General features: G+C 70.9%; 22 protein-coding genes. 17 read left to right on the top strand and 5 right to left on the bottom strand.

The features are described from left to right. Positions 1–39: 39 nt before the first annotated feature. The 5 genes from glyA to gcvP all read left to right on the top strand — a co-directional run bounded on the left by glyA (position 40) and on the right by gcvP (position 7,438). Positions 40–1,431, top strand: coding sequence for a serine hydroxymethyltransferase (glyA, locus tag ELQ40_RS12115; protein ID WP_305004271.1), 1,392 nt, complete (start codon positions 40–42; stop codon positions 1,429–1,431). Further along, the gene (locus ELQ40_RS12110; protein ID WP_127793908.1) at positions 1,428–2,843 is read left to right on the top strand and encodes an L-serine ammonia-lyase; all 1,416 of its coding nucleotides are present in this window, start codon (positions 1,428–1,430) and stop codon (positions 2,841–2,843) included. The genes glyA and ELQ40_RS12110 overlap by 4 nt, the downstream gene beginning before the upstream one ends. Positions 2,844–2,854: 11 nt before the next feature. Beyond that, a complete protein-coding gene (gene gcvT / locus ELQ40_RS12105) occupies positions 2,855–4,042 on the top strand; it encodes a glycine cleavage system aminomethyltransferase GcvT (RefSeq protein WP_127793907.1) in 1,188 nt (395 codons plus the stop codon). Between the two features lie 43 nt (positions 4,043–4,085). Further along, complete coding sequence (gcvH, locus tag ELQ40_RS12100; RefSeq protein WP_127793906.1) at positions 4,086–4,457, top strand: glycine cleavage system protein GcvH; 372 nt, start codon at positions 4,086–4,088, stop codon at positions 4,455–4,457. An 86-nt stretch (positions 4,458–4,543) separates the two neighbouring features. After that, the gene (gcvP, locus tag ELQ40_RS12095; protein ID WP_127793905.1) at positions 4,544–7,438 is read left to right on the top strand and encodes an aminomethyl-transferring glycine dehydrogenase; all 2,895 of its coding nucleotides are present in this window, start codon (positions 4,544–4,546) and stop codon (positions 7,436–7,438) included. 55 nt (positions 7,439–7,493) lie between these two features. Here gcvP and ELQ40_RS12090 read toward each other — a convergent pair whose 3' ends face one another. After that, positions 7,494–7,706 carry a hypothetical protein gene (locus tag ELQ40_RS12090; protein ID WP_127793904.1) on the bottom strand — a complete coding sequence of 71 codons (213 nt, stop codon included), beginning with the start codon at positions 7,704–7,706 and terminating at the stop codon, positions 7,494–7,496. A gap of 157 nt (positions 7,707–7,863) precedes the next feature. Here ELQ40_RS12090 and ELQ40_RS12085 point away from each other — a divergent pair, with 157 nt between their 5' ends. Beyond that, positions 7,864–8,340 (top strand): hypothetical protein, encoded by a 477-nt coding sequence (locus tag ELQ40_RS12085; RefSeq protein ID WP_127793903.1) that lies wholly within the window; start codon positions 7,864–7,866, stop codon positions 8,338–8,340. Here the strand turns inward: ELQ40_RS12085 and ELQ40_RS12080 are convergent. Next, positions 8,286–9,050 (bottom strand): CPBP family intramembrane glutamic endopeptidase, encoded by a 765-nt coding sequence (locus ELQ40_RS12080; protein ID WP_127793902.1) that lies wholly within the window; start codon positions 9,048–9,050, stop codon positions 8,286–8,288. The two genes, ELQ40_RS12085 and ELQ40_RS12080, sit on opposite strands and share 55 nt — an antisense overlap. Before the next feature lie 202 nt (positions 9,051–9,252). Between ELQ40_RS12080 and ELQ40_RS12075 the strand changes: the two genes are divergently transcribed. The 6 genes from ELQ40_RS12075 to ELQ40_RS12050 all read left to right on the top strand — a co-directional run bounded on the left by ELQ40_RS12075 (position 9,253) and on the right by ELQ40_RS12050 (position 17,824). Beyond that, positions 9,253–10,872 (top strand): ABC transporter substrate-binding protein, encoded by a 1,620-nt coding sequence (locus ELQ40_RS12075; RefSeq protein ID WP_205649334.1) that lies wholly within the window; start codon positions 9,253–9,255, stop codon positions 10,870–10,872. Positions 10,873–11,053: 181 nt separating this feature from the next. Beyond that, the gene (locus ELQ40_RS12070) at positions 11,054–11,983 is read left to right on the top strand and encodes an ABC transporter permease (protein ID WP_127793900.1); all 930 of its coding nucleotides are present in this window, start codon (positions 11,054–11,056) and stop codon (positions 11,981–11,983) included. Next, on the top strand, positions 11,973–12,926 hold the full coding sequence (locus tag ELQ40_RS12065) for an ABC transporter permease (protein WP_127793899.1): 954 nt from the start codon (positions 11,973–11,975) through the stop codon (positions 12,924–12,926). The genes ELQ40_RS12070 and ELQ40_RS12065 overlap by 11 nt, the downstream gene beginning before the upstream one ends. Next, positions 12,923–14,683, top strand: coding sequence for an ABC transporter ATP-binding protein (locus ELQ40_RS12060; RefSeq protein WP_240665780.1), 1,761 nt, complete (start codon positions 12,923–12,925; stop codon positions 14,681–14,683). The genes ELQ40_RS12065 and ELQ40_RS12060 overlap by 4 nt, the downstream gene beginning before the upstream one ends. Before the next feature lie 228 nt (positions 14,684–14,911). Further along, positions 14,912–16,816: a translational GTPase TypA gene (gene typA, locus ELQ40_RS12055; protein ID WP_127793898.1), complete on the top strand. Its 1,905-nt coding sequence runs from the start codon at positions 14,912–14,914 to the stop codon at positions 16,814–16,816. A gap of 264 nt (positions 16,817–17,080) precedes the next feature. Continuing rightward, positions 17,081–17,824 (top strand): M23 family metallopeptidase, encoded by a 744-nt coding sequence (locus ELQ40_RS12050; RefSeq protein ID WP_164863570.1) that lies wholly within the window; start codon positions 17,081–17,083, stop codon positions 17,822–17,824. Between the two features lie 45 nt (positions 17,825–17,869). On the opposite strand, the gene ELQ40_RS12045 is transcribed toward ELQ40_RS12050, so the two are convergent. Continuing rightward, a complete protein-coding gene (locus tag ELQ40_RS12045) occupies positions 17,870–18,685 on the bottom strand; it encodes an enoyl-CoA hydratase/isomerase family protein (RefSeq protein ID WP_127793896.1) in 816 nt (271 codons plus the stop codon). A 159-nt stretch (positions 18,686–18,844) separates the two neighbouring features. On the opposite strand from ELQ40_RS12045, the gene ELQ40_RS12040 reads away from it, so the two are divergent. The 5 genes from ELQ40_RS12040 (at position 18,845) to ELQ40_RS12020 (ending at position 22,717) form a co-directional block, all read left to right on the top strand. Continuing rightward, entirely contained in the window at positions 18,845–19,306 is a 462-nt protein-coding gene (locus ELQ40_RS12040; protein WP_127793895.1) for a hypothetical protein, read from the top strand. After that, a complete protein-coding gene (locus ELQ40_RS12035; protein ID WP_127793894.1) occupies positions 19,303–19,734 on the top strand; it encodes a histidinol dehydrogenase in 432 nt (143 codons plus the stop codon). Before ELQ40_RS12040 ends, ELQ40_RS12035 begins: the two co-directional genes overlap by 4 nt. Positions 19,735–19,775: 41 nt before the next feature. Then, positions 19,776–20,096, top strand: a complete 321-nt coding sequence (gene fdxA, locus ELQ40_RS12030) for a ferredoxin (protein ID WP_127793893.1) — start codon at positions 19,776–19,778, stop codon at positions 20,094–20,096. A 2-nt stretch (positions 20,097–20,098) separates the two neighbouring features. Beyond that, entirely contained in the window at positions 20,099–21,211 is a 1,113-nt protein-coding gene (gene dapC, locus ELQ40_RS12025; protein ID WP_127793892.1) for a succinyldiaminopimelate transaminase, read from the top strand. 174 nt (positions 21,212–21,385) lie between these two features. Then, positions 21,386–22,717 carry a citrate synthase gene (locus ELQ40_RS12020; RefSeq protein ID WP_127793891.1) on the top strand — a complete coding sequence of 444 codons (1,332 nt, stop codon included), beginning with the start codon at positions 21,386–21,388 and terminating at the stop codon, positions 22,715–22,717. 39 nt (positions 22,718–22,756) lie between these two features. Here ELQ40_RS12020 and ELQ40_RS12015 read toward each other — a convergent pair whose 3' ends face one another. Beyond that, positions 22,757–25,294 carry a penicillin acylase family protein gene (locus ELQ40_RS12015; protein WP_240665779.1) on the bottom strand — a complete coding sequence of 846 codons (2,538 nt, stop codon included), beginning with the start codon at positions 25,292–25,294 and terminating at the stop codon, positions 22,757–22,759. Positions 25,295–25,439: 145 nt separating this feature from the next. Continuing rightward, complete coding sequence (gene dapD / locus ELQ40_RS12010) at positions 25,440–26,402, bottom strand: 2,3,4,5-tetrahydropyridine-2,6-dicarboxylate N-succinyltransferase (protein ID WP_127793889.1); 963 nt, start codon at positions 26,400–26,402, stop codon at positions 25,440–25,442. Positions 26,403–26,409: the final 7 nt, after the last annotated feature.

The raw sequence follows: 26,409 nt of genomic DNA, 5'->3' as shown, positions 1-26,409 counted from the left end.
ACTCGACGCATCACCCGATGCACCGCGAAGGAGTTCCTCATGTCAATGTCGACGACCCCGTCCACCACCGCCACCGCCGCGGAGCTGCTCGACCTGCCGCTCGCAGAACTCGACCCCGAGGTCGCCGCAGCGATCGACGCCGAGCTGAAGCGGCAGCGCACCGGCCTCGAGATGATCGCGTCCGAGAACCATGCGCCGCTCGCCGTCATGCAGGCCCAGGGATCGGTGCTCACCAACAAGTACGCCGAGGGCTACCCCGGTCGCCGGTACTACGGCGGCTGCGAGCACGTCGACGTCGTCGAGCAGCTCGCGATCGACCGGGCGAAGGCCGTCTTCGGCGCCGGGTTCGCGAACGTGCAGCCGCACTCGGGTGCGCAGGCCAACGCCGCCGCGATGCACGCGCTCATCCAGCCGGGCGACACGATCCTCGGCCTCGACCTCGCACACGGAGGCCACCTCACGCACGGCATGAAGCTCAACTTCTCGGGCCGGCTCTACCAGGTCGTGCCGTACCACCGCGCCGCCGATACCGAGGAGATCGACCTCGCCGAGGTGCGCGCGCTCGCGATCGAGCACCGCCCGGCGCTCATCATCGCCGGCTGGTCGGCGTACACCCGCGCGCTCGACTTCGCCGCGTTCCGGGCGATCGCCGACGAGGTCGGCGCGTACCTGCTCGTCGACATGTCCCACTTCGCGGGTCTCGTCGCCGCAGGCCTGCACCCGTCGCCGGTGCCGCACGCGCACGTCACCACCACGACCACGCACAAGACCCTCGGCGGACCGCGCGGCGGGCTCATCCTGTCGAACGACGCCGACCTCGCGAAGAAGCTCAACTCGGCCGTGTTCCCCGGTCAGCAGGGCGGCCCCCTCGAGCACGTGATCGCCGCGAAGGCCGTCGCGCTCAAGCTCGCCGCAACCGACGCGTTCCGCGACCGGCAGGAGCGCACGGTCGACGGCGCACGGCTCCTCGCCGAGTGCCTCGGCGAGGCGGACTGCGCGGCCCGAGGCATCCGCGTCGTCGGCGGAGGCACCGACGTGCACCTCGTGCTCGTCGACCTGCGCGACAGCGAACTCGACGGCCGCACCGCGGAGGACCGGCTGCACCGGGTCGGCATCACCGTCAACCGCAACGCCGTGCCCGACGATCCGCGCCCGCCCATGGTCACGAGCGGGCTGCGCATCGGCACGCCCGCGCTCGCCGCACGCGGATTCGACGACGCCGCGTTCCGCGAGGTCGCCGACGTGATCGCCGGCGTGCTCACCGCGTCGGTCGGCACCGCGTCGGTCGGCACCGCGTCGGTCGGCACCGCGTCGGTCGGCACCGAGGCGGAGGATGCCGCCCTCGCCGCGTTCGCCCGTCGTGTCGACGCGCTCGTCGACGCGTTCCCGCTCTACGCGGGTGCCGTCGAGTCGTTCGGGAGCGGCGCGTGACGACCGCGCACGTCGGCGTGTTCGACCTCTTCACCGTGGGGATCGGGCCCTCCAGCTCGCACACCGTCGGCCCGATGCGGGCCGCCGCGGACTTCGTCGACCGACTCGGACCGGCCGCCGCCGAGGTCGCCGCCGTCGAAGTCGAGCTCTACGGCTCGCTCGCGGCGACCGGCCACGGCCACGGCACCCTGACCGCCGTGCTGCTCGGCCTCGAGGGCTGCCGTTCCGACGCGATCGACGCCGTCGAGATCGACGAACGGCTGCGGGCCGCCGCCGAGCGCGGCACCATCCGCGTGGGCGGGCTCGCCGAGGTGCCGTTCCGGGTCGAGGACATCGCCCTGTCGCCGCGCACCGTGCTCGACCGCCACACCAACGGGGTGCGCTTCGTCGCGACCGCCGTCGACGGCCGCCTCCTCGACGAGGCCGTGTACTTCTCGATCGGCGGCGGCTTCATCGAACGGCAGGGGGATGCCGAAGCCGGCGGCACCGGCGACGCAGCGGTGCCCCACGACGTCGCGACCGCCGCCGAGCTCCTCGCGATCTGCGCACGAGAGGGCGTCTCCGTCGCACAGCTCGCGATGCGCAACGAGGTCGCCACCGCGAGCGAGCACGAGGTGCGCGCGCGCATCCTCGCGATCCGCGACGCGATCCGCGGCTGCGTCGACTCGGGCCTGCGTCGCGAGGGCACCCTGCCCGGCGGGCTCGGCGTCATCCGCCGCGCGCCGGCGCTGTACCGCCGGCTGCTCGAGATCGACCCCGACCTCGGCGCCGAGTACGCGCAGGACTGGGTGAACCTCGTCGCGCTCGCCGTCAACGAGGAGAACGCCGCCGGCGGCCGCGTCGTCACCGCGCCGACGAACGGCGCCGCCGGCATCATCCCCGCCGTGCTCTGGTACGCCGAGCACCACACGCCGCGCGGTCGCGCCGGCACCGCCGCTGCCGCGGACGACGCCGCCGCCACCGGCGGACTCGACGACCTCGCGATCGAGTTCCTGCTCACCGCCGCCGCGATCGGCGGCATCGTCAAGCGCCGCGCGTCGATCTCCGGCGCCGAGGTCGGATGCCAGGGCGAGGTCGGATCCGCATCCTCGATGGCCGCGGGCGCGCTCGCCGCGATCCTCGGCGGCACGCCCGAGCAGATCGAGAACGCCGCCGAGATCGCGATGGAGCACAACCTCGGCCTCACCTGCGACCCCGTCGGCGGGCTCGTGCAGATCCCGTGCATCGAACGCAACGCGATCGCAGCGGGCAAGGCGATCAACGCCGCCAAGATGGCCATGTGGGGGGACGGCACGCATCGAGTGTCCTTCGACCAGGTCGTCGAGACCATGCGCCAGACCGGGCGCGACATGAGCGAGAAGTACAAGGAGACCGCCATGGGAGGCCTGGCGGTCAATGTGGTGGAATGTTGAAAGGGGTCCGCATGAGCGAGACGACGAACGAGACCGCGACGCCGTCGACCGAGGGCAGGTCGCGCCAGAGCCCGCTCCACGCCGTGCACGAGGCCGCCGGCGCCTCGTTCACCGACTTCGCCGGGTGGGACATGCCGGTCAGGTACACGTCCGACCTCGCCGAGCACCACGCGGTCCGGCAGCACGCCGGCCTGTTCGACCTGTCGCACATGGGCGAGATCGTGGTCGTCGGACCCGAGGCGGGCGAGGCGCTCGACTACGCCCTCGCCGGCAAGCTGTCGGCGATCGCCGAGGGGCAGGCGAAGTACTCCCTGCTGCTCGCGCGCGACGGCGGCGTGATCGACGACCTCGTCGTCTACCGCACGGGCGAGGACCGGTTCCTCGTCGTCGCGAACGCCGGCAACCGCGAGGTCGTGGCCGCCGAGCTGGTCGACCGAACGGCGCCCTTCGACGTCGAGGTGTACGACGAGAGCGACGACGTCGCGCTCATCGCCCTCCAGGGCCCCGACGCGCTCGCCGTGCTGCAGGAGACGCCCGGGTTCGGTGTGCAGGGCCCCGGCAACGACGAAGAGGACTTCCGCGCCGCGGTCGAGTCGCTCAAGTACTACCGCTCGGTCGCCGCCGAGTACGAGGGCGAGCCCGTGCTCATCGCCCGCACCGGGTACACGGGCGAGGACGGCTTCGAGCTGTACCTCTCGCCCGACCGTGCGGCGGGCCTCTGGGCGGCGCTGCGCGAGACCGGCGGCCCGCGGGTCGTCCCGTGCGGGCTCGCGAGCCGCGACACCCTGCGCCTCGAGGCGGGCATGCCGCTCTACGGCCACGAGCTCGGCCTCGACACGCACCCGTCGCAGGCGGGCCTCGGCCGCGTCGTCGCGCTGTCGAAGGAGGGCGACTTCGTCGGCCGGTCGGGCATCGAGCAGGGCACGGCAGCGGATGCCCCGGTGCTCGTCGGCCTCACCACCGACGGCCGCCGCGCCCCGCGCGCCGGATACGCCGTGCACGCCGGGACCGGCGCGGATGCCCCGAAGGTCGGCGTCGTCACGAGCGGTGCGCTGTCGCCGACGCTCGGGCATCCGATCGCGATGGCCTACGTCGCCCCCGAATCCGCCGAGCCCGGCACGACGCTCGCCGTCGACGTGCGCGGCACCCGCATCGAGGCGACCGTCGTCGCGATGCCCTTCTACCGCCGGTCCGCCTGACGCGGGCCGTCCACCGATCACCCGACCATCCCTGGAGGAACCCATGACCGACGTCACCACCCTCAAGTACACCGCCGACCACGAGTGGGTCCGGATCGACGGCGACACCGTCACCGTCGGCATCACCGACTTCGCCGCCGAGAAGCTCGGCGACATCGTCTTCGTCGAGCTGCCGGGCGCCGGCACCTCGGTGAGCGCCGGATCCGTCGTCGGCGAGATCGAGTCGACCAAGTCCGTCGGCGAGCTCATCGCACCGCTGGACGGCGAGGTCGTCGAGGCCAACCAGGCCGTCGTCGACTCGCCCGAGCTCGTGAACAGCGACCCGTTCGGCGAGGGATGGCTCATCCGCGTCACCGCGACCGAGCTGCCCGCGCTGCTCAGCCACGACGAGTACCTCGCCCTCACGGGCGAGTGACGCGCTCCGGCGCCCACCCGCGACCGCCGCATCCGCACCCACCGCACGCCGCACCGATCTCCGCACCAGGTAAGGACCACGCCTCGATGCCTTCCACGTCCTCGACGTTCGACCTCGACGCCTTCGGGCGCCGCCACATCGGCACCACGCCCGCCGACCACGCCCGCATGCTCGCAGAGCTCGGCCACGACACGATCGACGACCTCATGGCCGCCGCCGTGCCCACCGCGATCCGCATGGGCGAGGTGCTCTCGAGCGCCATCCCGGCCGCCGCGACCGAGCGCGAGGCGCTCGCCGAGCTCGCCGCCCTCGCCGAGCAGAACACGGTGCGCACCTCGATGATCGGCCTCGGCTACTCGGGCACGATCACCCCGGCCGTGATCCAGCGCAACGTGCTCGAGAACCCGAGCTGGTACACGGCGTACACGCCATACCAGCCGGAGATCTCGCAGGGCCGGCTCGAGGCGCTGATCAACTTCCAGACGATGGTCGAAGACCTCACGGGCCTCGACATCGCCAACGCGTCGATGCTCGACGAGGCCACCGCCGTCGTCGAGGGCATGCTGCTGGCACGTCGCGCGTCCAAGGCGAAGTCCGACCGGTTCATCGTCGACGCCGACGCGCTCCCGCAGACGATCGCGCTGCTGCGCTCGCGCGCCGAGGCCGTCGGGATCGAGCTCGTCGAGGCATCCCTGGACGAGACGACCGACGTCGTCGCCCTCGGCGACCACTTCGGCGTCTTCGTGCAGTACCCCGGGGCATCCGGCCGCGTATGGGACCCGTCGCTCGTGATCGCCGCCTCGAAGGAGCAGGGCGCCCTGGCCGTCGTCGCCGCCGACCTGCTCGCGCTCGCGCTCGTCACGAGCCCGGGCGAGCTCGGCGCCGACGTCGCCGTCGGCACGTCGCAGCGCTTCGGCGTGCCGATGGGCTTCGGCGGCCCGCACGCCGGGTACATGGCAGTGCGCAAGGGCCTCGAGCGCCAGCTGCCGGGCCGCCTCGTCGGCGTGTCGGTGGATGCCTCGGGCGCACCCGCGTACCGGCTCAGCCTCCAGGCCCGCGAGCAGCACATCCGCCGCGAGAAGGCGACCTCGAACATCTGCACCGCCCAGGTGCTGCTGGCCGTGATGGCCTCGATGTACGCCGTCTACCACGGCCCCCGCGGTATCCGGCACATCGCGACGTCCACCGCGCAGAAGGCGCAGGCGCTCGCGGGCGTGCTCACCGGCTACGGGCTGACGCTCGCCGCCGACGCGTACTTCGACACGCTGCGGGTCCACGTGCCGGGTCTCGCCGGCAACGTCGTCGCCCGCGCGCGCGAACTCGGCGTGAACCTCTGGGAGGCCGACGAGGCGACCGTGCACGTCGCGGTCGACGAGACCACCACGCCGGAGCAGCTCGCCCTCGTGGCCCACGCGTTCGGCCTGCCCGAGGGGCACGAGGTCGCCGTCGACGTCACCGCCGCGCCCGCGCAACTGCCCGAGGGCCTGCGCCGCACGTCGTCCTATCTGGAGCACCCGGTGTTCAACACGCACCAATCCGAGACGCAGATGATGCGGTACCTGAAGACCCTCGCCGACCGCGACTACGCGCTCGACCGCGGCATGATCCCGCTGGGCTCCTGCACGATGAAGCTCAACGCGGCGACCGAGATGCAGGCCGTCACCTGGCCCGACTTCGCGAACCTGCACCCGTTCGCGCCCGAGGGCGACGTCGTCGGCACGCTCGGCATGATCGAGCAGCTCGAGAGCTGGCTCGCCGAGGTCACCGGCTACGACACGGTCTCACTGCAGCCGAACGCGGGCAGCCAGGGCGAGCTCGCGGGCCTGCTCGCGATCCGCGGCTACCACCTCGCGAACGGCGAGGCAGACCGCGACATCTGCCTCATCCCGTCGAGCGCGCACGGCACGAACGCGGCCTCCGCGGTGCTCGCCGGCATGCGCGTCGTCGTCGTCGCGTGCGACGAACTCGGCAACGTCGACCTCGCCGACCTGCGGGCGAAGATCGCGGAGCACGCCGATCGGATCTCGGCGCTCATGATCACCTACCCGTCGACGCACGGCGTGTACGAGCACGATGTCGCCGACATCACGCAGGCCGTGCACGACGCCGGCGGCCAGGTGTACGTCGACGGCGCGAACCTGAACGCGCTCCTCGGCTTCGCGCGATTCGGCGACTTCGGCGGGGATGTCTCGCACCTGAACCTGCACAAGACGTTCTGCATCCCGCACGGCGGCGGCGGCCCCGGCGTGGGCCCGGTCGCGGCGAAGGCGCACCTCGCGCCCTACCTGCCGGGGCACCCGCTCGCGCAGCGCGCCGACCACGCGGGCGGCTTCGTGCACGGCGGCGGCCCGGTCTCGGCGGCACCGTACGGTTCGCCGTCGATCCTGCCGATCTCGTGGTCGTACGTGCGCATGATGGGCGCCGAGGGCCTGCGCGACGCGACGGCGGCGGCCGTGCTCGGCGCGAACTACATCGCCTCGCGCCTGCGCGAGCACTTCCCGGTGCTCTACACGGGTGAGAACGGCCTGGTCGCCCACGAGTGCATCCTCGACCTGCGGCCGCTGACCGCTGCGACGGGCGTCACGGTCGACGACGTGGCCAAGCGCCTCATCGACTACGGCTTCCACGCGCCGACCATGTCGTTCCCCGTGGCGGGCACACTCATGGTCGAGCCGACCGAGTCGGAGGACCTCGCGGAACTCGACCGCTTCATCGAGGCGATGATCGCGATCAAGGCCGAGGCCGACGCGGTCGGCCGGGGCGAGTGGCCGGCCGACGACAACCCGCTTCGGAATGCGCCGCACACCGCGGAGTCGGTCATCGCGGGGGAGTGGGAGCACCCGTACACCCGTGAACAGGCCGTCTACCCGGTGCGCTCCCTGGTGCGGAACAAGTACTGGGCGCCGGTGCGGCGCATCGACCAGGCGTTCGGCGACCGCAACCTCGTGTGCGCCTGCCCGCCGGTGGAGGCGTTCGCGTAGCGCAGCGGCGTTCGCGGAGCACCGGCGAGGCGTTCGCGGAGCCGGAGGCGGAGGCTCAGGCTCCTGCGGGGCGAGGGGCGAGGTGCCGGCCGCGCACCGTGTAGGTGCGCGCGCCGGCGGCCTGCGCCTCGGCCCGCGCGGCGGTGCGGCGTGCACGTTCGAGGACCCGCCGTTCGGCGGCGGCGATCTCGTGTGCGTCGGCGCGGTGCAGGCGCACGGTCGCGCGCTCCGCGAGGTGGGCCGCGGCGACGGCGTGTGCGAGGTGCATGGCGGGCTCCGTTCGGTGCGATGCCGCGTGCGTCGTGTGGAGTGCAGCGCGCGGCGTTCGGAGGCAGGTTCGCTCGCGGGAGCCGCCGCGGCATCCGCGCCGCCACGGAATCCTCCTCCGGGAGTACACTGAGGCTCTCTCAGTTCGGGGGGTGCGCATGTTCACCGCAGACCTGCTCGCCGCGGCTCTCACGGTCGCCGCGTCCGTCGCCTTCGTGGGCGTGTTCGTCGCGACCGCCGTCCTCGGCTCCGACGGGTTCTCGCTCGATCGAAGGGCCTCGCTGCTCGACCGCCGCGATCCGGGTGCGGCCGAGGCGCTGCGTCGCGCGCAGTCGGTGTCCGACCTGCGCGGCATCGGGTTCGGCGACGAGTCGTTCGCCGCCGTGTGCACGCCGTCGCGGCGCTCGGCGCTCGACATGGCCCGGGTCCGGGCATCCTGCTCCGACCTGCGCGTCGAGCCGCCCGAGGAGGCCCTGCCGCCGATGCCGGCGACCGTGGTCGCGCTCGCCTCCGGCGTGCACGTCGCGCCGCCGCGAGGTACTCGTCCCGCGGCGCCTTCAGGAGAGCGTGCGCGACCGGCTCAGGCCGACGGAGCGGCGAACAGCGCCGGCCACCACATCAGCGCCAGCGGGTAGCCGATGAACGAGACCATGTCGAGCACCCAGTGCGCGACGACGAGCGGCATCGTGCGCCCCCACCGGTTGTAGCACCACCCGAACACGATCCCCATCGCGACGTTCCCGACGAACGGCCCGAACCCCTGGTACAGGTGGTAGGTGCCGCGCAGCAGCGCGCTCGAGAGGATCGTGGCCCACGGGCCGACGCCGAGCTCGCGCAGTCGCGTGAACAGGTAGCCGACGACGATCACCTCTTCGACGAGCGCCGCCTTCAGCGCCGCCAGCACGAGGATCGGGATCGTCCACCAATGGGTGTCGAGCGGGGCCGGGACGACCGCGACGGTGAATCCGAGGGCGCGTCCGGCGGCGTAGAGTGCGAGCCCGGGGATGCCGATCACGGCGACCAGGGCGAGACCGGATGCCACGTCGCGGCCGGGCCTGGTCAGGTCGAAGCCGATGCGGCGGAAGGGGTCGACGCCGGGCCGCCACAGCAGGTACAGCACCAGCGCGACGACGGCGACGCCGAACACGACGTCGAGGAACTGGTACGTGAAGTCGAGCCATTCGCGGGTCGACCTCGACTGGTTGATCGCGGCGGACTGGTCGCCGAGCGGGCGGTCGTCGGTCACCCGCGCCACGATCGACACGATGGAGTAGACCGCCGACGCGCCGAGCGAGAGCGCGAGCACGATGGCGATCTCGATCCGCGAGCGAACGGCGCTTTCCATGCAGGAATCCTCGCACGTGGCCCGGGTGCGCAAGAATCGTGCGCTGGACGGCGGAAATCACCCCCCGAACGGGTCACCCAGATATCGCGTCGATAACGGTTTGCCGATGGGTTTGGAAAGAGACCTCCACGTTCTTAGTGTCGAACTACCCGCGCTCTCCCCGGCCAGAAGCCGTCGGATGCGCCATCTCACAGGAGGAACATTGAAGATCAAGAGAATCGGCGTCGCCGCCATTGCTCTTGCTGCAGCGGGCGCGCTCACGCTCGCCGGCTGCACGAGCGGTGGAACCGAGTCGACCGAGGGCGCGACCTCGTCGTCGGTCATCACCGTCAACAACACCGAGCCCCAGAACCCGCTGGTCCCGACCAACACCAACGAGGTCGGCGGCGGTCTGGTCCTGCAGAACATCTTCGCGGGCCTCGTCTACTACGACGCCGAGGGCGCGGTCCACAACGACGTCGCCGAGTCCATCGAGACCGATGACGCGCAGACCTACACCATCACCATCCGCGAGGGCCTGACCTTCACGAACGGCGACCCGGTGAACGCGGAGTCGTTCGTCAAGGCGTGGAACTACGGTGCCGCGCTCGACAACGCGCAGCTCTCGAGCTACTTCTTCGAGTCGATCGAGGGCTTCAGCTACGACGAGAACGTCGACGAGCTGTCGGGCCTCGAGGTCGTGGACGACCTGACCTTCACGGTGACGCTGAGCCAGCCCGAGTCGGACTTCCCGCTGCGACTCGGCTACACCGCGTACTTCCCGCTCCCCGAGTCGGCCTGGGAAGACATCGACGCGTTCGGTGAGAACCCGGTCGGCAACGGCCCGTACATGCTCGACGGCGAGGGCGCCTGGGCGCACAACGAGCGCATCGACCTCGTCAAGAACGACGACTACGACGGCCCGCGCGAGGCGGCGAACGGCGGAGTGGACATGATCCTCTACGCCAACACCGACGCTGCGTACGCCGACCTGCAGGGTGGCAACCTGGACATCATCCAGGAGATCCCGGACAGCGCGCTCCAGACCTTCGAGACCGAGTTCGAGGGCCGTTCGGTCAACATGCCGGCCGCCGCGAACGCGACCATCACGATCCCGGAGCGCCTCGCGCACTTCGCGGGCGACGAGGGCAAGCTCCGCCGTGCGGCGATCTCGAAGGCGATCGACCGCGAGGAGATCACCGACGTGATCTTCAACGGCACCCGTACCCCGGCGAAGGACTTCACGTCGCCGGTCATCGACGGCTACTCCGAGGAGATCCCCGGCAGCGAGGTCCTCGACTTCGACGCGACCGAGGCGAAGGACCTGTGGGCTCAGGCCGACGCCATCGCCCCGTGGAGCGGCACGTTCGAGATCGCCTACAACGCCGACGGCCCGAACCAGGGCTGGGTCGACGCGGTCGCCAACCAGCTGAAGAACAACCTCGGCATCGAGGCCGCCGGTGCTCCGGTGCCGACGTTCGCCGAACTCCGCACCTCGGTCGTGGACCGCGTCATCGCGACGCCGTTCCGCACCGGATGGCAGTTCGACTACCCGTCGCTGTACAACGGCCTCGGCCCGATCTTCGGTACCGGCGCCGGCTCGAACGACGGCGACTACTCGAACCCCGAGTTCGACGCGCTCCTCAACGAGGGTGCTGCGGCGACCGAGGTCGAGGCCGGCATCGAGAAGTTCCAGCAGGCGCAGGAGATCCTGTTCCAGGACCTCCCCGCCATCCCGCTGTGGTACACCAACGGCATGGGCGCCTGGGGCGAGTCGGTCGACAACGTCGAGTTCGGCTGGGACACCTGGCCGATCCTCTACGAGGTCACCAAGAGCGAGTAATTCTCGATCTCCGGCGGCTCGGGGTTAGACTCTGAGGCGCCCGTGGGGCGGCAGTCATCGACTGCCGCCCCACTCCCACGTATCCCCGAATCGCCTATCGGCGTAGCATTCGGGTGGACGAACTCGCAAACGGTGAGGTTTCTTCAATATGTCAACAACCACGAACAGCGGGGCATGATCCATGGCCGGCTATATCGTGCGCCGACTGCTGCAGGCGATCCCTGTCATGCTCGGCACCACCTTCCTGATCTACTTCATGGTCTTCTCGATGCCGGGAGACCCGATCCTCGCGCTCTTCGGCGACAAGACGCCGCCGCCTGAGGTCGCCGAGCAGCTCCGCCAGCAGTACAACCTGGACCAGCCGTTCATCGTCCAGTACTTCCTCTTCCTCGGCGGCATCTTCACGGGCGACCTCGGCACCTCGTTCTCGGGTCAGCCGGTCTCCCAGATCCTCGCCGAGACGTTCCCCGTCACGCTGCGACTGGCCGTGCTCGCGGTCATCTTCGAGATGGTCGCCGGCATCACCGTCGGCCTCATCTCGGGTCTGCGCAAGGGCGGCATCTTCGACGCGAGTGCACTCGTCGTCAGCCTGATCCTCATCTCGCTGCCGATCTTCGTCATCGCGTTCGTCGCGCAGTTCGTCTTCGGCATCCAGTTGGGCTGGTTCCGCACCACGGTGAGTGCGGGCGCGCCGATCCAAGACCTGATATTGCCGGCGCTCGTGCTCGCGACGATCAGCTTCGCGCAGATCAGCCGCCTGACCCGGGCCTCGGTCATCGACACCGACACGCAGGACTTCGTTCGCACCGCCGCGAGCAAGGGCCTGTCGCGCAACCGCATCGTCCCGGTGCACATCCTGCGGAACTCGCTGATCCCCGTCGTCACCTACCTCGCCGTCGACTTCGGCGTGCTGATGGTCGGCGCGACGGTCACGGAGGGCATCTTCAACGTGCCCGGCGTCGGCCGCACCCTCTACCAGGCGATCATCCGAGGTGAGGGACCGACCGTCGTCTCCTTCGTGACCGTCATGGTGCTGATCTACCTCCTCATCAACCTCCTGGTGGATCTGCTGTACGCCGTTCTCGACCCGAGGATCCGCTATGCCAAGTAACACCAGACCCGACCAGCAGCACTACGTCGCGCCGATCGAGGAGACCCCGCTCGTCGCGATCGACAAGGTCAAGGCCGAGGGCAAGCCCTCGAACCTGTGGACCGACGCGTGGAACGACCTGCGCCGCCGCCCCATGTTCTGGATCTCGGCAGCGCTGATCCTCCTCGTCGTCGTCGTCGCCCTGTTCCCGGGCTGGTTCACCCAGACCCCGCCGAACAACGACTGCCAGCTCTCGAACTCGAACGGCGGCCCCACGGAAGGGCATCCGCTCGGCTTCACCAAGCAGGGCTGCGACATCTACTCGCGCATCATCCACGGCACCTCGACGTCGCTCGCGGTGGGCCTCATCGTGACGTTCCTCGTCGCCGTGCTCGGCATCGCCTTCGGCGCCGTCGCGGGCTTCTACGGCGGATGGGTCGACTCGGTGCTCTCGCGCGTCGGCGACATCTTCTTCTCGATCCCCTACATCCTCGCCGCGGTCGTCATCATGTCGGTGCTCTCGGCGTACCGGAACGTGTGGGTCATCTCGCTCGCCATCGGCCTCTTCGCGTGGCCGGCGACAGCACGTGTGCTGAGAGCCGAGATCCTCAGGGTGAAGAACTCCGACTTCGTGATGGCGGCGACCGCGCTCGGCGTCTCGCGATTCCGCATCCTGCTGCGCCACGTCCTGCCGAACTCGCTGGCACCGGTCATCGTGATCACGACGATCTCGCTCGCCTCGGCGATCGTCGCGGAGGCGACCCTGTCGTTCCTCGGCGTCGGCCTGCCCTCCTCGACCATGTCGTGGGGCAATGACATCAGCCAGGCGCAGACCGACCTGCGTACCGCGCCGCAGACGCTGATCCTGCCCTCGATCGCCCTGAGCATCACCGTGCTGGCCTTCATCATGCTCGGCGAGGTCGTCCGCGACGCGCTCGACCCGAAGGCGAGGGCCCGCCGATGAGCGACATCATGAACGGAACCGACGTGCAGGCATCCGCCGACGAGCGACCCATCCTCGAGATCAAGGACCTCGAGGTCGGGTTCACCACCCAGACCGGCACGGTGAAGGCCGTGGACGGCGTGAACATCACGCTGTACCGCGGCCAGAGCCTCGCGATCGTGGGCGAGTCCGGCTCGGGCAAGTCGACGACCGCGCACGCGATCATCAACCTGCTCCCGGGCTCGGGCAAGATCACGGGCGGCAAGATCCTCCTCGACGGCCAGGACCTGACGAAGGCCACCAAGAAGGAGATGGAGTCGATCCGCGGTCGCAAGATCGGCTTCGTCCCGCAGGACCCGATGTCGAACCTGAACCCGGTGTGGTCGGTCGGCTTCCAGGTCGAGGAGGCGATCCGTGCGAACGGCATCGCCACCGGCAAGAAGGCGGTCCGCGAGCGTGCCGTCCAGGTGCTCAAGCAGGCGGGCCTCCAGGACGCGGATCGGCGTCTGAAGCAGTTCCCGCACCAGTTCTCGGGCGGCATGCGCCAGCGCGTGCTGATCGGCATGGGCCTGGCGTCCGACCCGCAGCTGCTCATCGCCGACGAGCCCACCTCGGCGCTCGACGTGACGGTGCAGCGGGTCATCCTCGACCACCTCGAGTCGCTGACCCGGGAACTCGGCACCACGCTGCTGTTCATCACGCACGACCTCGGCCTCGCGGCCGAGCGCGCCGAGCAGCTCGTCGTGATGTACAAGGGCCGCGTGGTCGAGTCGGGCAACTCGGTCGAGATCCTGCAGAACCCGCAGCACCCGTACACGCAGCGGCTCGTCGCCGCGGCGCCGAGCCTCGCGTCGCGGCGCATCCAGGCGTCGGGGAGCATCCACGCCGCCGAGGAGTCGATGGCCGAGGACGCCGCTACGGCCGCAGGCGAGACGATCGACCTGATCGCGACCGCCGAGGCCCGCGCCGAGGCCCTCGAGGCCGCGCAGGCGGCACCGCCCGCGATCGTCGTCGAGAACCTCACCAAGGTCTTCAAGATCCGCGGATCGGGTGACTTCAAGGCGGTCGACGACGTGTCGTTCCAGATCGCGAAGGGCACCACGACGGCGCTGGTCGGCGAGTCGGGCTCCGGCAAGTCGACCGTCGCGAAGATGCTGCTGAAGCTCGAGGACGCCACCAGCGGCAAGATCCTCGTCGGCGGCAACGATCTCGCGGCGCTGTCGGGCAAGGACCTCTTCAACCTGCGCAGCCGCATGCAGCCGGTGTTCCAGGACCCGTACGGGTCGCTCAACCCGCTGCGCAACATCGGCAACACCATCGCCGAGCCGCTGATGACGCACAAGGTGGGCGACCGGGCGTTCCGTCGCGAGCGCGTGAACGAGTTGCTCGACCAGGTCGCGCTGCCGCGCACGCTCGTCGGCCGCTACCCGAACGAGCTCTCGGGCGGTCAGCGCCAGCGCATCGCGATCGCGCGTGCGCTCGCGCTCAAGCCCGAGATCGTCGTGCTCGACGAGGCGGTCTCCGCCCTCGACGTGCTCGTCCAGGCGCAGATCCTGCGCCTGCTCGCCGACCTGCAGGCCGAGCTGGGGCTCACGTACCTCTTCATCACGCACGACCTCGCGGTCGTGCGGGTCATCGCCGACAACGTGTGCGTCATGCAGCGCGGACGCATCGTCGAGGCGGCGACCACCGACGAGGTGTTCGAGAACCCGAAGGAGCAGTACACGAAGGACCTGCTCGCGGCGATCCCCGGCGCGAACATCGAGCTCGGGGCGTAGTCCCGACTCGCGTCGCGCGGGTCGCCCCGCTCGCGAACGCCCGGTCCCGGCACCAGCCGGACCGGGCGTTCGGCGTTCGCACGGCAACGTCGCGATAGCATTGGGGGGCGCGCGCCGTGTCATCGGCAGCCGCGCTCCCACAGACTCCCATCCAGCGCATCCGCGCGGCCCCGGCGAGCCGGTCACCGGTCCGCTGCCGACGGATGCCCCACCGCGAGGACACATCCAATGGCCAAGGCCACCCGCAACGACCTGCGTAACGTCGCGATCGTCGCCCACGTCGACCACGGCAAGACCACCCTCGTCGACGCCATGCTCAAGCAGACGAACTCCTTCGACGCGCACGCGCACGTCGAGGAGCGCGCGATGGACTCGAACGAGCTCGAGCGCGAGAAGGGCATCACGATCCTCGCCAAGAACACGGCGATCTCGTACAACGGCGTCCACGCGCCCGACGGCCCGATCACGATCAACGTCATCGACACCCCCGGCCACGCCGACTTCGGCGGCGAGGTCGAGCGCGGCCTGTCGATGGTCGACGGCGTGGTGCTGCTCGTCGACGCCTCCGAGGGCCCGCTGCCGCAGACGCGGTTCGTGCTCCGCAAGGCCCTCGAGGCCCGCATGCCCGTGATCCTGCTGGTGAACAAGACCGACCGGCCCGACGCGCGCATCGACGAGGTCGTGGCCGAGAGCCAGGACCTGCTGCTGGGCCTCGCGAGCGACCTCGCCGACGACGTGCCCGACCTCGACCTCGATGCGATCCTCGACGTGCCCGTCGTGTACGCGTCGGGCCGCAACGGCGCCGCGAGCCACGAGCAGCCGGCGAACGGCGAGCTGCCGGGCAACGACGACCTCGAGCCGCTGTTCGAGGCGATCCTCCAGCACATCCCGGCTCCGACCTACGACGACGAGCACCCGATGCAGGCGCACGTCACGAACCTCGATGCCTCGCCGTTCCTCGGCCGTCTCGCGCTGCTGCGCGTGTTCCACGGCACGATCAAGAAGGGCCAGACCGTGGCCTGGGTCAAGCACGACGGCTCGGTGTCGAACGTGCGCGTGACCGAGCTGTTCCTGACGAAGGCGCTCGACCGGTACCCGGCGGACAGCGCGAGTGCCGGCGACATCGCCGTCGTGGCGGGCTTCGAGGACATCATGATCGGCGACACGCTCGCCGACGCCGAGGACGTGCGCCCGCTGCCGACGATCACGGTCGACGACCCCGCGATCTCGATGACGATCGGCACCAACACGTCGCCGCTCGTCGGCAAGGTGAAGGGCCACAAGCTGACCGCGCGCATGGTGAAGGACCGCCTCGACCGCGAACTGGTCGGCAACGTGTCGCTGCGCGTGCTCGACATCGGCCGCCCGGACGCCTGGGAGGTCCAGGGCCGCGGCGAGCTCGCGCTCGCGATCCTCGTCGAGCAGATGCGCCGTGAGGGCTACGAGCTGACCGTCGGCAAGCCGCAGGTGGTCACGAAGCAGGTCGACGGCAAGGTGCACGAGCCGTTCGAGCACCTGACGATCGACGCACCCGAGGAGTACCTGGGCGCGATCACGCAGCTCCTCGCGGCGCGCAAGGGTCGCATGGACAACATGTCGAACCACGGCACCGGCTGGGTGCGCATGGAGTTCATCGTGCCGTCGCGCGGCCTCATCGGCTTCCGGACGGAGTTCATGACGACGACCCGCGGCACGGGCATCGCGAACGCGATCTCGCACGGGTACGACGCGTGGGCGGGCGCGATCTCGACCCGCAACAACGGGTCGATCGTCGCGGACCGCGCGGGCGTGGTGACGCCGTTCGCGATCATCGCACTGCAGGAGCGCATGACGTTCTTCGTGAACCCCACGGAGGAGGTCTACGAGGGCATGGTGATCGGCGAGAACTCGCGCGCCGACGACATGGACGTGAACATCACGAAGGAGAAGAAGCTCACGAACATGCGTTCGTCGACGGCGGACACCTTCGAGTCGATGACGCCGTCGCGCCAGCTCACGCTCGAGGAGTGCCTGGAGTTCGCCCGCGAGGACGAGTGCGTGGAGGTCACGCCCGAGAAGGTGCGCATCCGCAAGGTGGAGCTCGACGCGACCGCTCGGGCCCGTGCCGTGTCGCGCCTGAAGAAGCAGGGCTGAGCGCCGCTCGCGCGCTGACGATCGGATGCCCCGGGCCGCCTCGGCCCGGGGCATCCGCGCGTTCGGAACAGTGGAATTCTCACGTTTCACACGGTTCCTCCAGATTCGGTGCGTACCGTTGAGGTGTTCCGTTACCGCTTCGTGATCTTTCTGCGTTCCCCCGGTCGCGTCGCGGAGGCCCTCGACCCCCGACGCACCCCCTCAATGCGCTCCACCATGCACGGCCGCCGACGCGCGGCCACGAAGCCCTCTGCCCGTTTCACGATGCCGCTCCGCGGCCGCCTGCGCCTGCGCCCCCGCGACGGGCTCGCCGCCCTGGCGATGACGTTCGCCGGCGGCATGCTGTTCGTCACCAGCGTCCCCGCGCTCGCGATCACCGCGACCGCCGAACGCGCGGGCAACCCCGTCGCCGACGTGTACGCACCGGCGGCCGCCGACGTGATCGTCGCGGCGCCGCAGCACCTGGAGGTATCCGAGAAGGCGGCGCCCGAAGAGGTCGAGACCGGCGGGTATGCGGTCGAGGCCGCGCCGCCGCCCCTCCAGTCGAGCGTCGCGGGCCTCGGTTCGGTCTCGCTCCTCCAGAGCGACCTCGTGGTCTGGCCGGTCGTCGACCCGTCGCGCACGAGCTCCGGCTTCGGCCCGCGCTCGGCGCCGTGCTCCGGATGCTCGACCTATCACGACGGAGTCGACTTCACACCCGGCAACGGCAGCCCCGTCATGTCGATCGCCGACGGCGTCGTCGTGCTCGCGACCGAGAACGGCGGCGGGCTCGGCGTCAACGTCGAGGTGCAGCACAACATCGACGGCGAGCTGGTCACGTCCTCGTACGCGCACATGCAGTACGGCTCGCTCGCGGTCAGCGTCGGCCAGCAGGTCACCGCCGGCCAGCAGCTCGGCCTCGTCGGCACGACCGGTCAGTCGACCGGCCCGCACCTGCACCTCGAGATGTTCGGCGCCGACGGCGTGCGCTTCGACGGCATGGCCTGGCTGCACGCCCGACTCGGCTGACCGCCGTCTCGGGCATCACCGCGTTCGGCTGGTCAGGGGACCTGATCAGCGCCCGGTGAACGACGGATCGCGCTTCTCGAGGAACGCGGCGATGCCCTCATCGTGGTCCTCGGTCCGGAACGCATCCTCGAATCCCGCGATCTCGATCTCGACGGCGGCCGCCGTCGGGGTGCCGGATGCCTCGACGAGCACGCGCTTGGCCAGGCCCACGGCCGCCGGCGAGTTCGTCGCGATGAGCTCGAGCGTCTCGCGTGCGCCGGCGAGCAGGGCCTCGCGGTCGGCGAAGCGGCGCGCGACGAGGCCGATGCGCTCGGCCTCCTCCGCGGCGACCTGTCGGCCGGTGTAGATGAGTTCCTTCGCGACTGCCGGCCCCACGACCTTCGGCAACCGCACGGTGCCGCCGAACCCGGGGATGAGGCCGAGCCTGACCTCGGGCTGGCCGAAACGCGAGGCATCCGTCGCGTAGATGAAGTCGCACGCCAGGGCGAGCTCGAGGCCGCCGCCGAGGGCGAACCCGTCGACGCACGCGATCACCGGCACCGGGAGGGCCTCGATCGCCGCGGCGACGGCGTGGCCGGCGCGCGCGGTACGCTCGCCCTCCTCCGGGGTGAACGACGACATCGCACGGATGTCCGCGCCGGCGACGAAGGCGCGGCCGCCCTCGCCGACGAGTACCACGCCCGTGACGCCGTCCGGGCCGCCGGTCAGGGCCGACACCTCGGCGACGACGCGTTCGAGCTCGCCGAGCACCTCGGGGGAGAGGGCGTTCAGGCTCTTCGGCCGGTCGATCACGACGGAGACCAGCGTTCCGTCGCGCTCGAGGCGGACGGCGGCGGGCTGCGGGGCGGACTGGTCGGTCATCGTCGGCGATCCTCTCCGGGGGTGCGGGCCGTGCCCGCGCGTCCCCTCACGCTACGGCATCACGCGGCACGGACCGGCCTCGCGCGGAGCCGCCCGGCATGGACCGCCGCCCGGCATCGCTCCCGCGGCCGCACGGGCATCGCGGGTAGGATCGTCGCCATGCCCGCCACGCACCTGCGCAACCCCCGACTCCGAGTCGCCGCCGCCGTCCTGATCGGCGGGGTCGTGGCGACCGCGCTGTCCGGGTGCTTCTTCAACCCGATGGAACAGGTCAAGCAGGGGGTCGAGAAAGGCATCGAGGAGGCCACCGGCGGCGACGTGAGCCTCGGCGGCGAGATGCCCGAGGGTTTTCCCGCGGAGATCCCGATCGTCGAGGGCTCGATCACGTTCTCGAGCGGTACCGGGGGCGAGCAGGGCTGGGTGGTCGGCATCGACCCGACCTCCGCCGACCCGCTGCCCGAGGCCGCGGCAGCGCTCGAGGCTGCCGGGTTCGCGAAGGATGCGGCGTTCGACGGCGTCGACCTCGGCGCCCAGATCTACTCGAACGGGACCCTGCTCGTGCTGCTGTCGGGCGACGGTGACGCGCTCGTCTACACCGTGACCCCGGCTCCCGCGCCGTGACCGATCCGCACGCCTCGCACACCCGTCGCGGCGGCGTGGTCGCCGCGATCGTCGGCCTCGCCGTCGGACTGCTGTACGGAGCGATCGGCACCATCGGCCACCGCCACCACTGGCGCTTCGACGAGGTCGTGATCCCGTGGGGCCTGGTGCTCGCCCTCGCCGGGGTCGCGGCGCTGCTCATCGGCATCCGGCTCCTGTACCCGGGCCGCCTCATCGCCGGAGCCGCGGCGCTCGGTGTCATCGTCTCGGTCGCCGTGCTCTCCTTGCCGGGCGTCGGAGGCTCGGTGCTCGTGCCGGCGACGATCGAGGGCACGATCTGGACCATCGCCCCGGCCGTGATCGGCGTGCTCGTCGTGGCCTGGCCCTCGAGCAGCGCCCTGCGTCGCACGACGTCGCACGGCGCCTCCGGCGCGTCGGCGTCGGCATAGACTGGCAGGACCAAGAGTCCTCGAAGGGAACCTCACCCACCGTGACCTACGTCATCGCCCTCCCCTGTGTCGACGTGAAAGACCGTGCATGCATCGACGAGTGTCCCGTCGACTGCATCTACGAGGGTGAACGCTCGCTGTACATCCACCCCGACGAGTGCGTCGACTGCGGCGCCTGCGAGCCCGTGTGCCCCGTCGAGGCGATCTACTACGAGGACGACCTGCCCGACGAGTGGGCCGACTACTACAAGGCCAACGTCGAGTTCTTCGACGAGGTCGGTTCGCCGGGCGGTGCCGCGAAGGTCGGCGTGATCGCGCACGACCACCCCCTCGTCGCCGCGCTCCCGCCGCAGGGGCACTGAGCATGGGGCTCGGGCCCCTTCCCGACTACCCGTGGGACCTGATGGCCCCCCATCGGGCGCGCGCCGAGGAGCATCCCGGCGGTGTCGTCGACCTCTCGATCGGATCTCCCGTCGACCCGACGCCCGACGTCGTGCGCGAGGCCCTCGCCGCGGCGACCGACGCCCACGCCTACCCGGCGACGATCGGCACGCCGGCCCTGCGTCGCGCGATCGTCGACTGGTTCGAGCGTCGCCGCGGCGTCGTGGGGCTCGACGAGTCCTCGGTGCTCCCCACGATCGGCTCGAAGGAGCTCGTGGCGCTGCTGCCGTTCCTGCTCGGCCTGGGTGCCGGCGACGTGGTGGTGCATCCGCGCGCCGCGTACCCGACGTACGAGATGGGCGCCGTCTTCGCAGGCGCGACATCGTTCGCCTCGGACGATCCCGCCGAGTGGCCCGAGGCGACGCGGCTCGTGTGGCTGAACAGCCCGGGCAACCCCGACGGGCGCGTCCTCGGCGTCGAGGAGCTCCGAGCGGCGCGGCAGCGGGCGCGGGAACTCGATGCGTGGATCGTCGGCGACGAGTGCTACGCCGAGCTCGGCTGGGAGGGCGAATGGGCCGAGGGCGCCGTGCCGAGCCTGCTCGATCCGCGGGTCACCGACGGCGACCACGATCGCACGCTCGCGATCTACTCGCTCTCGAAGCAGTCCAACATGGCCGGGTACCGTGCCGCCTTCGTCGCCGGATGCCCCGCCTCGATCGCCAGGCTGACCACGGCGCGCAAGCACGCCGGGCTGATGCTCCCGGCGCCGCTGCAGGCCGCGATGACGGTCGCCCTGCGCGACGACGTGCACGTCGCCGAGCAGAAGGCCAGGTATCGGGCGCGCCGCGAGGTGCTCAAGCCCGCCCTCGAGGCGGCTGGCTTCCGCATCGACCGGAGCGAGGCCGGGCTCTACCTGTGGGCCACCGAGGGGCGCGACGCGTGGGAGTCGATCGCGCGGCTCGCCGACCTCGGCATCGTCGCGGGCCCCGGTCACTTCTACGGCGCGCACTTCCCCCAGCACGTGCGGCTGTCGCTGACCGCGACCGACGAACGGGTGGCCTCCGCGGCGCAGCGGTTGGGTGCGTCGGCACGCTGATCGCGCGGGCGCGGCTACGCCGTGTCCATCAGGTCCATCCGGTCGGCGTTCGCTGTGGGCAGCCGCAACGGAAGGCCGCATCGCTTGGCGGGTGCAACAGTGGCCTTCCGGCACGTCTAGGCTAGAGGGGCCGAAGGCGCCGAACGGCGCTCGAAGAGAGAGCGACCCCGACACATGACGATCACAGGAGGCGCCGTGAGCGACGTCGTGAATCCTGCAGGTGGGCAGACGCCCGTCTCCGCGACACTGAGCTTCCCCGGCGGCACCGCCGAGTTCCCGGTCCGCACCGCAGCGGAGGGCAACTCGAGCCTCGACCTGTCGACCCTGACCCGGCAGACGGGCTTCACCGCACTCGACTACGGCTTCGTGAACACCGCGTCGACGCGGTCCGCGATCACGTACATCGACGGCGAGCAGGGCATCCTGCGGTACCGCGGGTATCCGATCGAGCAGCTCGCCGAGCACTCGACGTACCTCGAGGTCGCGTGGCTGCTCATCTACGGCGAGCTGCCGACCGCGGACCAGCTCGCGGAGTTCGACGAGAAGATCCGCCGGCACACGCTGCTGCATGAAGACCTCAAGCGCTTCTTCTCCGCGCTGCCGCACACCGCGCACCCGATGGCCGTGCTCTCGAGCGCGGTTTCGGCGCTGTCGACGTACTACGAGGACTCGTCCGACCCGCAGAACCCCGAGCACGTGGAGCTGACGACCATCCGGCTCCTCGCGAAGCTTCCGGTGATCGCGGCGTACGCGCACAAGAAGAGCATCGGCCAGGCGTTCCTCTACCCCGACAACTCGCTGTCGTTCGTCGAGAACTTCCTCCGCCTGAACTTCGGCAACATGGCCGAGCCGTACTCGATCGACCCGACGCTCGCGCGGGCGCTCGATCGCCTGCTGATCCTGCACGAGGACCACGAGCAGAACGCCTCCACCTCGACGGTGCGCCTGGTCGGATCGACCGGTGCGAACCTGTACGCGTCGATCTCGGCGGGCGTGCAGGCGCTGTCGGGCCCGCTGCACGGCGGCGCCAACGAGGCCGTGCTGCAGATGCTCGCGCGCATCCAGGAGTCCGGTGAGGGCGTCGCGAAGTTCGTCGAGCGCGTCAAGCGCAAGGAGGACGGCGTCAAGCTCATGGGCTTCGGGCACCGGGTGTACAAGAACTACGACCCGCGCGCCAAGATCGTCAAGCAGTCCGCCGATGCGGTGCTCGACGGGCTCGGCGTGGACGACCCGCTGCTCGACATCGCGAAGGAGCTCGAGCAGTTCGCGCTCGAGGACGACTACTTCCGCGAGCGTCGCCTGTACCCGAACGTCGACTTCTACACCGGCGTGATCTACAAGGCGATGGGCTTCCCGACGCGCATGTTCACGGTGCTGTTCGCGATCGGCCGGCTTCCCGGCTGGATCGCGCACTGGCGCGAGATGAACCTCGACCCGCAGACGAAGATCGGCCGTCCGCAGCAGCTCTACGTGGGCGAGGCGGAGCGCCGCCACCCGGGCGCGTAGTCCGGGCGGGCGCCGCCCCGGGCCTGAGTCCCGGGGCGCTCAGCCGGCTGGGCGGAGCACGAGCGTCGCGGCGGCGGCCGCCTCGACGGCGTCGCGCGTGAACGGCCAGGCGAGCAGCTCGCCGTCCTGCCACAGCGGGGTCTGGTCGGCGTAGTTCGGGTGGAACGCGTGGCCCGAGGCGCCGGTCAGGTTGATCCACCGGGACCGGTCGAAGTCGGCCAGGTCGACGACCATGCGCATCGACGGCACCCAGTGCACCTCGTAGCCCTCGCTGGCGTCCCAGCCGTTCGCGTTCGCGATCGACGATCCGCCCGGCAACGGGTAGGGGCCGCGGTTGAACAGCCATTCGATCGGGGCGATCCCCGACTCGCCGAAGCTCTGGTTCGTCAACGTGAGCGTGTGCAGTCGACCCCATCGCCAACGGCCGGGGTCGTCGCCCATGCGTTCGGCCGACTCCGCCCACGCGGCATCGAGTGCGGCTCCGATGACGGCGTCGCGTCCGGATGCCCCGGAGCCGGGGTCGGCCCACCACGGCGAGTCGGGCTCGCCGAGGAGGGTGCCGACGACGGAGTACCAGCGGTCGCCGCCGGCCGGGCGTGTGGCCTCGGGGAGGCCGCCGAACATGCCGGCGAGCAGGTTCCGCCAGAACACCGCGAAGTACGCGGCCTCGGCGCTGTCGAGGTCGGCGCGCCCGTCCCAGTCGGCGAGCAGCGACTGCCCCTGCGCGGCGTCGCCGTCGAGCGCGAGTTCGGCGATGATCGGGAGGAACGCCTCGGCGTTCGCGTCCGCGGTGTCGAGTTGGATGTCGGCGAGATCGGCTGCCGTGATCGGCTCGCCCGCGGAGAGGAGCGCCTGGATGCGTCGTTCGATGGCCTGGGCCCGGTATCCGAGGTCCCAGTCGGCCGTGAGGAACGGACCGGTGCCGCTGACGGCGTTGTTCGCGGTCACGATGTACCCGCGCGCCGGGTTGAACTCGCTCGGAAGCGCCTCGAAGGGCACCGTTCCGGTCCAGCCGTTGGCGTTCGTCCAGCCGGGAAGCGGCACGGTGCCGTCGCCCGCGGCTCGGATCGGGATGCTTCCGGGCGCCTGGTAGCCGATGTTCCCGTCGACGTCGGCGTAGACGAGGTTCTGCGCGGGAACGTCGAACTGCGATGCAGCGAGGCGGAACTCCTCCCAGGTCTGGGCGCGGTCCAGGGTGAAGATCGCAGCCGCCGTCGTACCGGGTGTCAGGGCCGTCCACTGCAGCGAGAGTTGGAGGTCGGCGCCCTCGACCGCAGCCCCCTCGACCCCGGCCGCGGCGGGATAGTCGGCGGCGATCTCGGTGAACGCCGGCTCGATGTCGGTCACGATCGGTCCGCGCGCGGTCGACCTGACGGTGATGGTGCGGGGTTCGCCGCCCGCGACCTCGATGACCTCCTCGCGCAGCGTGAGCGGCTGCATCGTGCCGTCGAGCTCGTAGGTGTCGCCCTCGATCCGCTCGAGGTAGAGATCGGCGACGTCGGGGCCCAGGTTGGTGAAGCCCCACGCGATGCGCTGGTTGTGGCCGATGATGACCCCGGGGAGCCCGGCGAAGGTGTAGCCGGCGACGTCGAACCCGCAGTCCTCGTCGACCGTGCTGCACGAGAGACCCTGCTGCGTCCACACCGACGGCATGGTCGCGCCGAGGTGCGGGTCGTTCGCCAGGAGCGGTGCACCCGTGTCGGTCAGCGCGCCCGACACGACCCACGAGTTCGAGCCGATCTCGTTGCCGGCCGGCCCGATGAGTTCGGGGATGCCGTCGAGGGTGGCGCGGAGGTTCGCGGCGGCGGCGGCGTAGGCCGAGGCATCCGATCGTTCTGCGTCGTCGCCGGGATCCGCTGCACCGGCCGGTGCCGCCGTCGGCGCCGCGCCGGCGGGCATGCCGCCCATGATCGTCGGCATGCGGTCGAACGCGTAGCCCGGGTGGAGGCGCGCGACCTCCTCGGGGGGCAGCGCCGTGGCGAGCAGCGCGCGGTCGATCTCGTCCTCGAGGTTCGAGCGGAGGTCCCACGCCATCGCCTTCAACCATGCGACGGAGTCGACGGCGTGCCACGGTTCGGGGGAGTACCCGGGGTTCTGCAGCGCGAGCACGCCGTACTCGAGCGACAGGTCGGCGCCCTGACGTTGCGCGAGGTAGGCGTTCACGCCCTCGGCGTAGGCGTCGTAGTAGCCACGCGTCGTCTCGTCGAGCGCGGCGTACTCGGCTTCGGCGACCCCGTGCCAGTCCAGGGTGCGGATGAACGCGTCCGTCCCGACCTGCGAGTCACCGAAGAGCTCGGCGAGCCGGCCCGCCGTCACGTGCCTGCGGAAGTCCATCTCCCAGAAGCGGTCCTGCGCGTGCACGAAGCCCTGCGCGAGGAACAGGTCGTGGTCGTTCTCGGCGACGATCGTCGGGATGCCGTTCGCGTCGCGCGTGACGCGGACCGAGTCGCTCAGGCCGGCGACCTCGAGCTGGCCGCTCGTGGTGGGGAACGACCGGTTGACCGTCCACCAGCCGAATCCGGCTGCGGCGACGCCGATCACGAGCACGGCGACGAGCAGTCCGACCAGGAACGTCACCCATCGATGACGGCCGGTCCTCGGTTGGTCGGTGCCCACGTCACTCCCTCGTGCGTCGCAAGACGACAGGCCCCCGTCGGCGGCCTGAGGAGATCACTGTAGCGGAGCGGCGCCCCGTCGCAGGACTCGGGGGCTCCGGCGGGGATCAGGCGTGGAGTGCGGCGTTCAGCACGATGCCCGAACCCGACCGCTCGAGCACCTCGACCCGGCCGTTGAGCGAGTTGCGGCGGAACAGCAGGTTCGGAACGCCGGAGAGCTCGACCGCCTTCACCGTGCGGGCGGCCTCGCCGGCTCCGCCGACGACCGCGACCTTCGTTCCGGCGGTGACGTAGAGCCCGGCCTCGACGATCGAGTCGTCGCCGATCGAGATGCCGATGCCGGAGTTCGCGCCCAGCAGGGCCCGCTCGCCGATCTCGACGCGCTGCGTGCCGCCGCCGGACAGCGTGCCCATGATGGATGCGCCGCCGCCCACGTCGGAGCCGTCGCCGACGACGACGCCCTGCGAGATGCGGCCCTCGACCATCGAGGCGCCGAGCGTGCCGGCGTTGAAGTTCACAAAGCCCTCGTGCATGACCGTCGTTCCGGGTGCGAGGTGCGCGCCGAGGCGCACGCGCGAGGCGTCGGCGATGCGCACGCGGTCGGGCGTGACGTAGTCGGTGAGGCGCGGGAACTTGTCGAGGCCCACGACCTGGATGCCGGCTCGGCTGAGTGCCGGGCGCAGGCGGGCGACGTCGTCGGGGTGCACCGGGCCGGCATTGGTCCAGGCGACGTTGGGGAGGTGCGCGAAGATCCCGTCGAGGTTCACGGTGTTGGGCCGGGCGAGCAGGTGCGAGAGCACGTGCAGGCGCAGGTACGCGTCGGCGGTGCCCGCCGGCGCCGCGTCGAGGTCGATCTCGACGACGACCGCCTCCACGGTGACGGCGCGACGTTCGTCGCGACCCGCGAGCGCGGCGTGCTCGGGTGCCAGGGCGGCCGCGTCGGCCGGACGCGCGCCGAGCGCGGGCGCCGGGAACCACGTGTCGAGCACGGTGCCGTCGTCGGCGACGGTGGCGAGGCCCGCGCCCCAGGCGAGGCGGGCAGGGGCGATGGCGTCGTCGTTCGAGGGCATGCAACCA

Source organism: Agromyces sp. LHK192, from assembly GCF_004006235.1.
Classification (GTDB): domain Bacteria; phylum Actinomycetota; class Actinomycetes; order Actinomycetales; family Microbacteriaceae; genus Agromyces.
This window is presented reverse-complemented; position numbering and strand designations above follow the sequence as displayed.

Coding starts and splice junctions, on each gene's coding strand:
- gcvP (WP_127793905.1), top strand. CDS start 4,544: ATGCCTTCCACGTCCTCGACGTTCGACCTCGACGCCTTCGGGCGCCGC.
- gcvH (WP_127793906.1), top strand. CDS start 4,086: ATGACCGACGTCACCACCCTCAAGTACACCGCCGACCACGAGTGGGTC.
- glyA (WP_305004271.1), top strand. CDS start 40: ATGTCAATGTCGACGACCCCGTCCACCACCGCCACCGCCGCGGAGCTG.
- typA (WP_127793898.1), top strand. CDS start 14,912: ATGGCCAAGGCCACCCGCAACGACCTGCGTAACGTCGCGATCGTCGCC.
- ELQ40_RS12060 (WP_240665780.1), top strand. CDS start 12,923: ATGAGCGACATCATGAACGGAACCGACGTGCAGGCATCCGCCGACGAG.
- ELQ40_RS12020 (WP_127793891.1), top strand. CDS start 21,386: ATGACGATCACAGGAGGCGCCGTGAGCGACGTCGTGAATCCTGCAGGT.
- ELQ40_RS12050 (WP_164863570.1), top strand. CDS start 17,081: ATGCCGCTCCGCGGCCGCCTGCGCCTGCGCCCCCGCGACGGGCTCGCC.
- ELQ40_RS12045 (WP_127793896.1), bottom strand. CDS start 18,685: ATGACCGACCAGTCCGCCCCGCAGCCCGCCGCCGTCCGCCTCGAGCGC.
- ELQ40_RS12085 (WP_127793903.1), top strand. CDS start 7,864: ATGTTCACCGCAGACCTGCTCGCCGCGGCTCTCACGGTCGCCGCGTCC.
- ELQ40_RS12065 (WP_127793899.1), top strand. CDS start 11,973: ATGCCAAGTAACACCAGACCCGACCAGCAGCACTACGTCGCGCCGATC.
- dapC (WP_127793892.1), top strand. CDS start 20,099: ATGGGGCTCGGGCCCCTTCCCGACTACCCGTGGGACCTGATGGCCCCC.
- ELQ40_RS12090 (WP_127793904.1), bottom strand. CDS start 7,706: ATGCACCTCGCACACGCCGTCGCCGCGGCCCACCTCGCGGAGCGCGCG.
- gcvT (WP_127793907.1), top strand. CDS start 2,855: ATGAGCGAGACGACGAACGAGACCGCGACGCCGTCGACCGAGGGCAGG.
- ELQ40_RS12070 (WP_127793900.1), top strand. CDS start 11,054: ATGGCCGGCTATATCGTGCGCCGACTGCTGCAGGCGATCCCTGTCATG.
- ELQ40_RS12080 (WP_127793902.1), bottom strand. CDS start 9,050: ATGGAAAGCGCCGTTCGCTCGCGGATCGAGATCGCCATCGTGCTCGCG.
- dapD (WP_127793889.1), bottom strand. CDS start 26,402: ATGCCCTCGAACGACGACGCCATCGCCCCTGCCCGCCTCGCCTGGGGC.
- ELQ40_RS12040 (WP_127793895.1), top strand. CDS start 18,845: ATGCCCGCCACGCACCTGCGCAACCCCCGACTCCGAGTCGCCGCCGCC.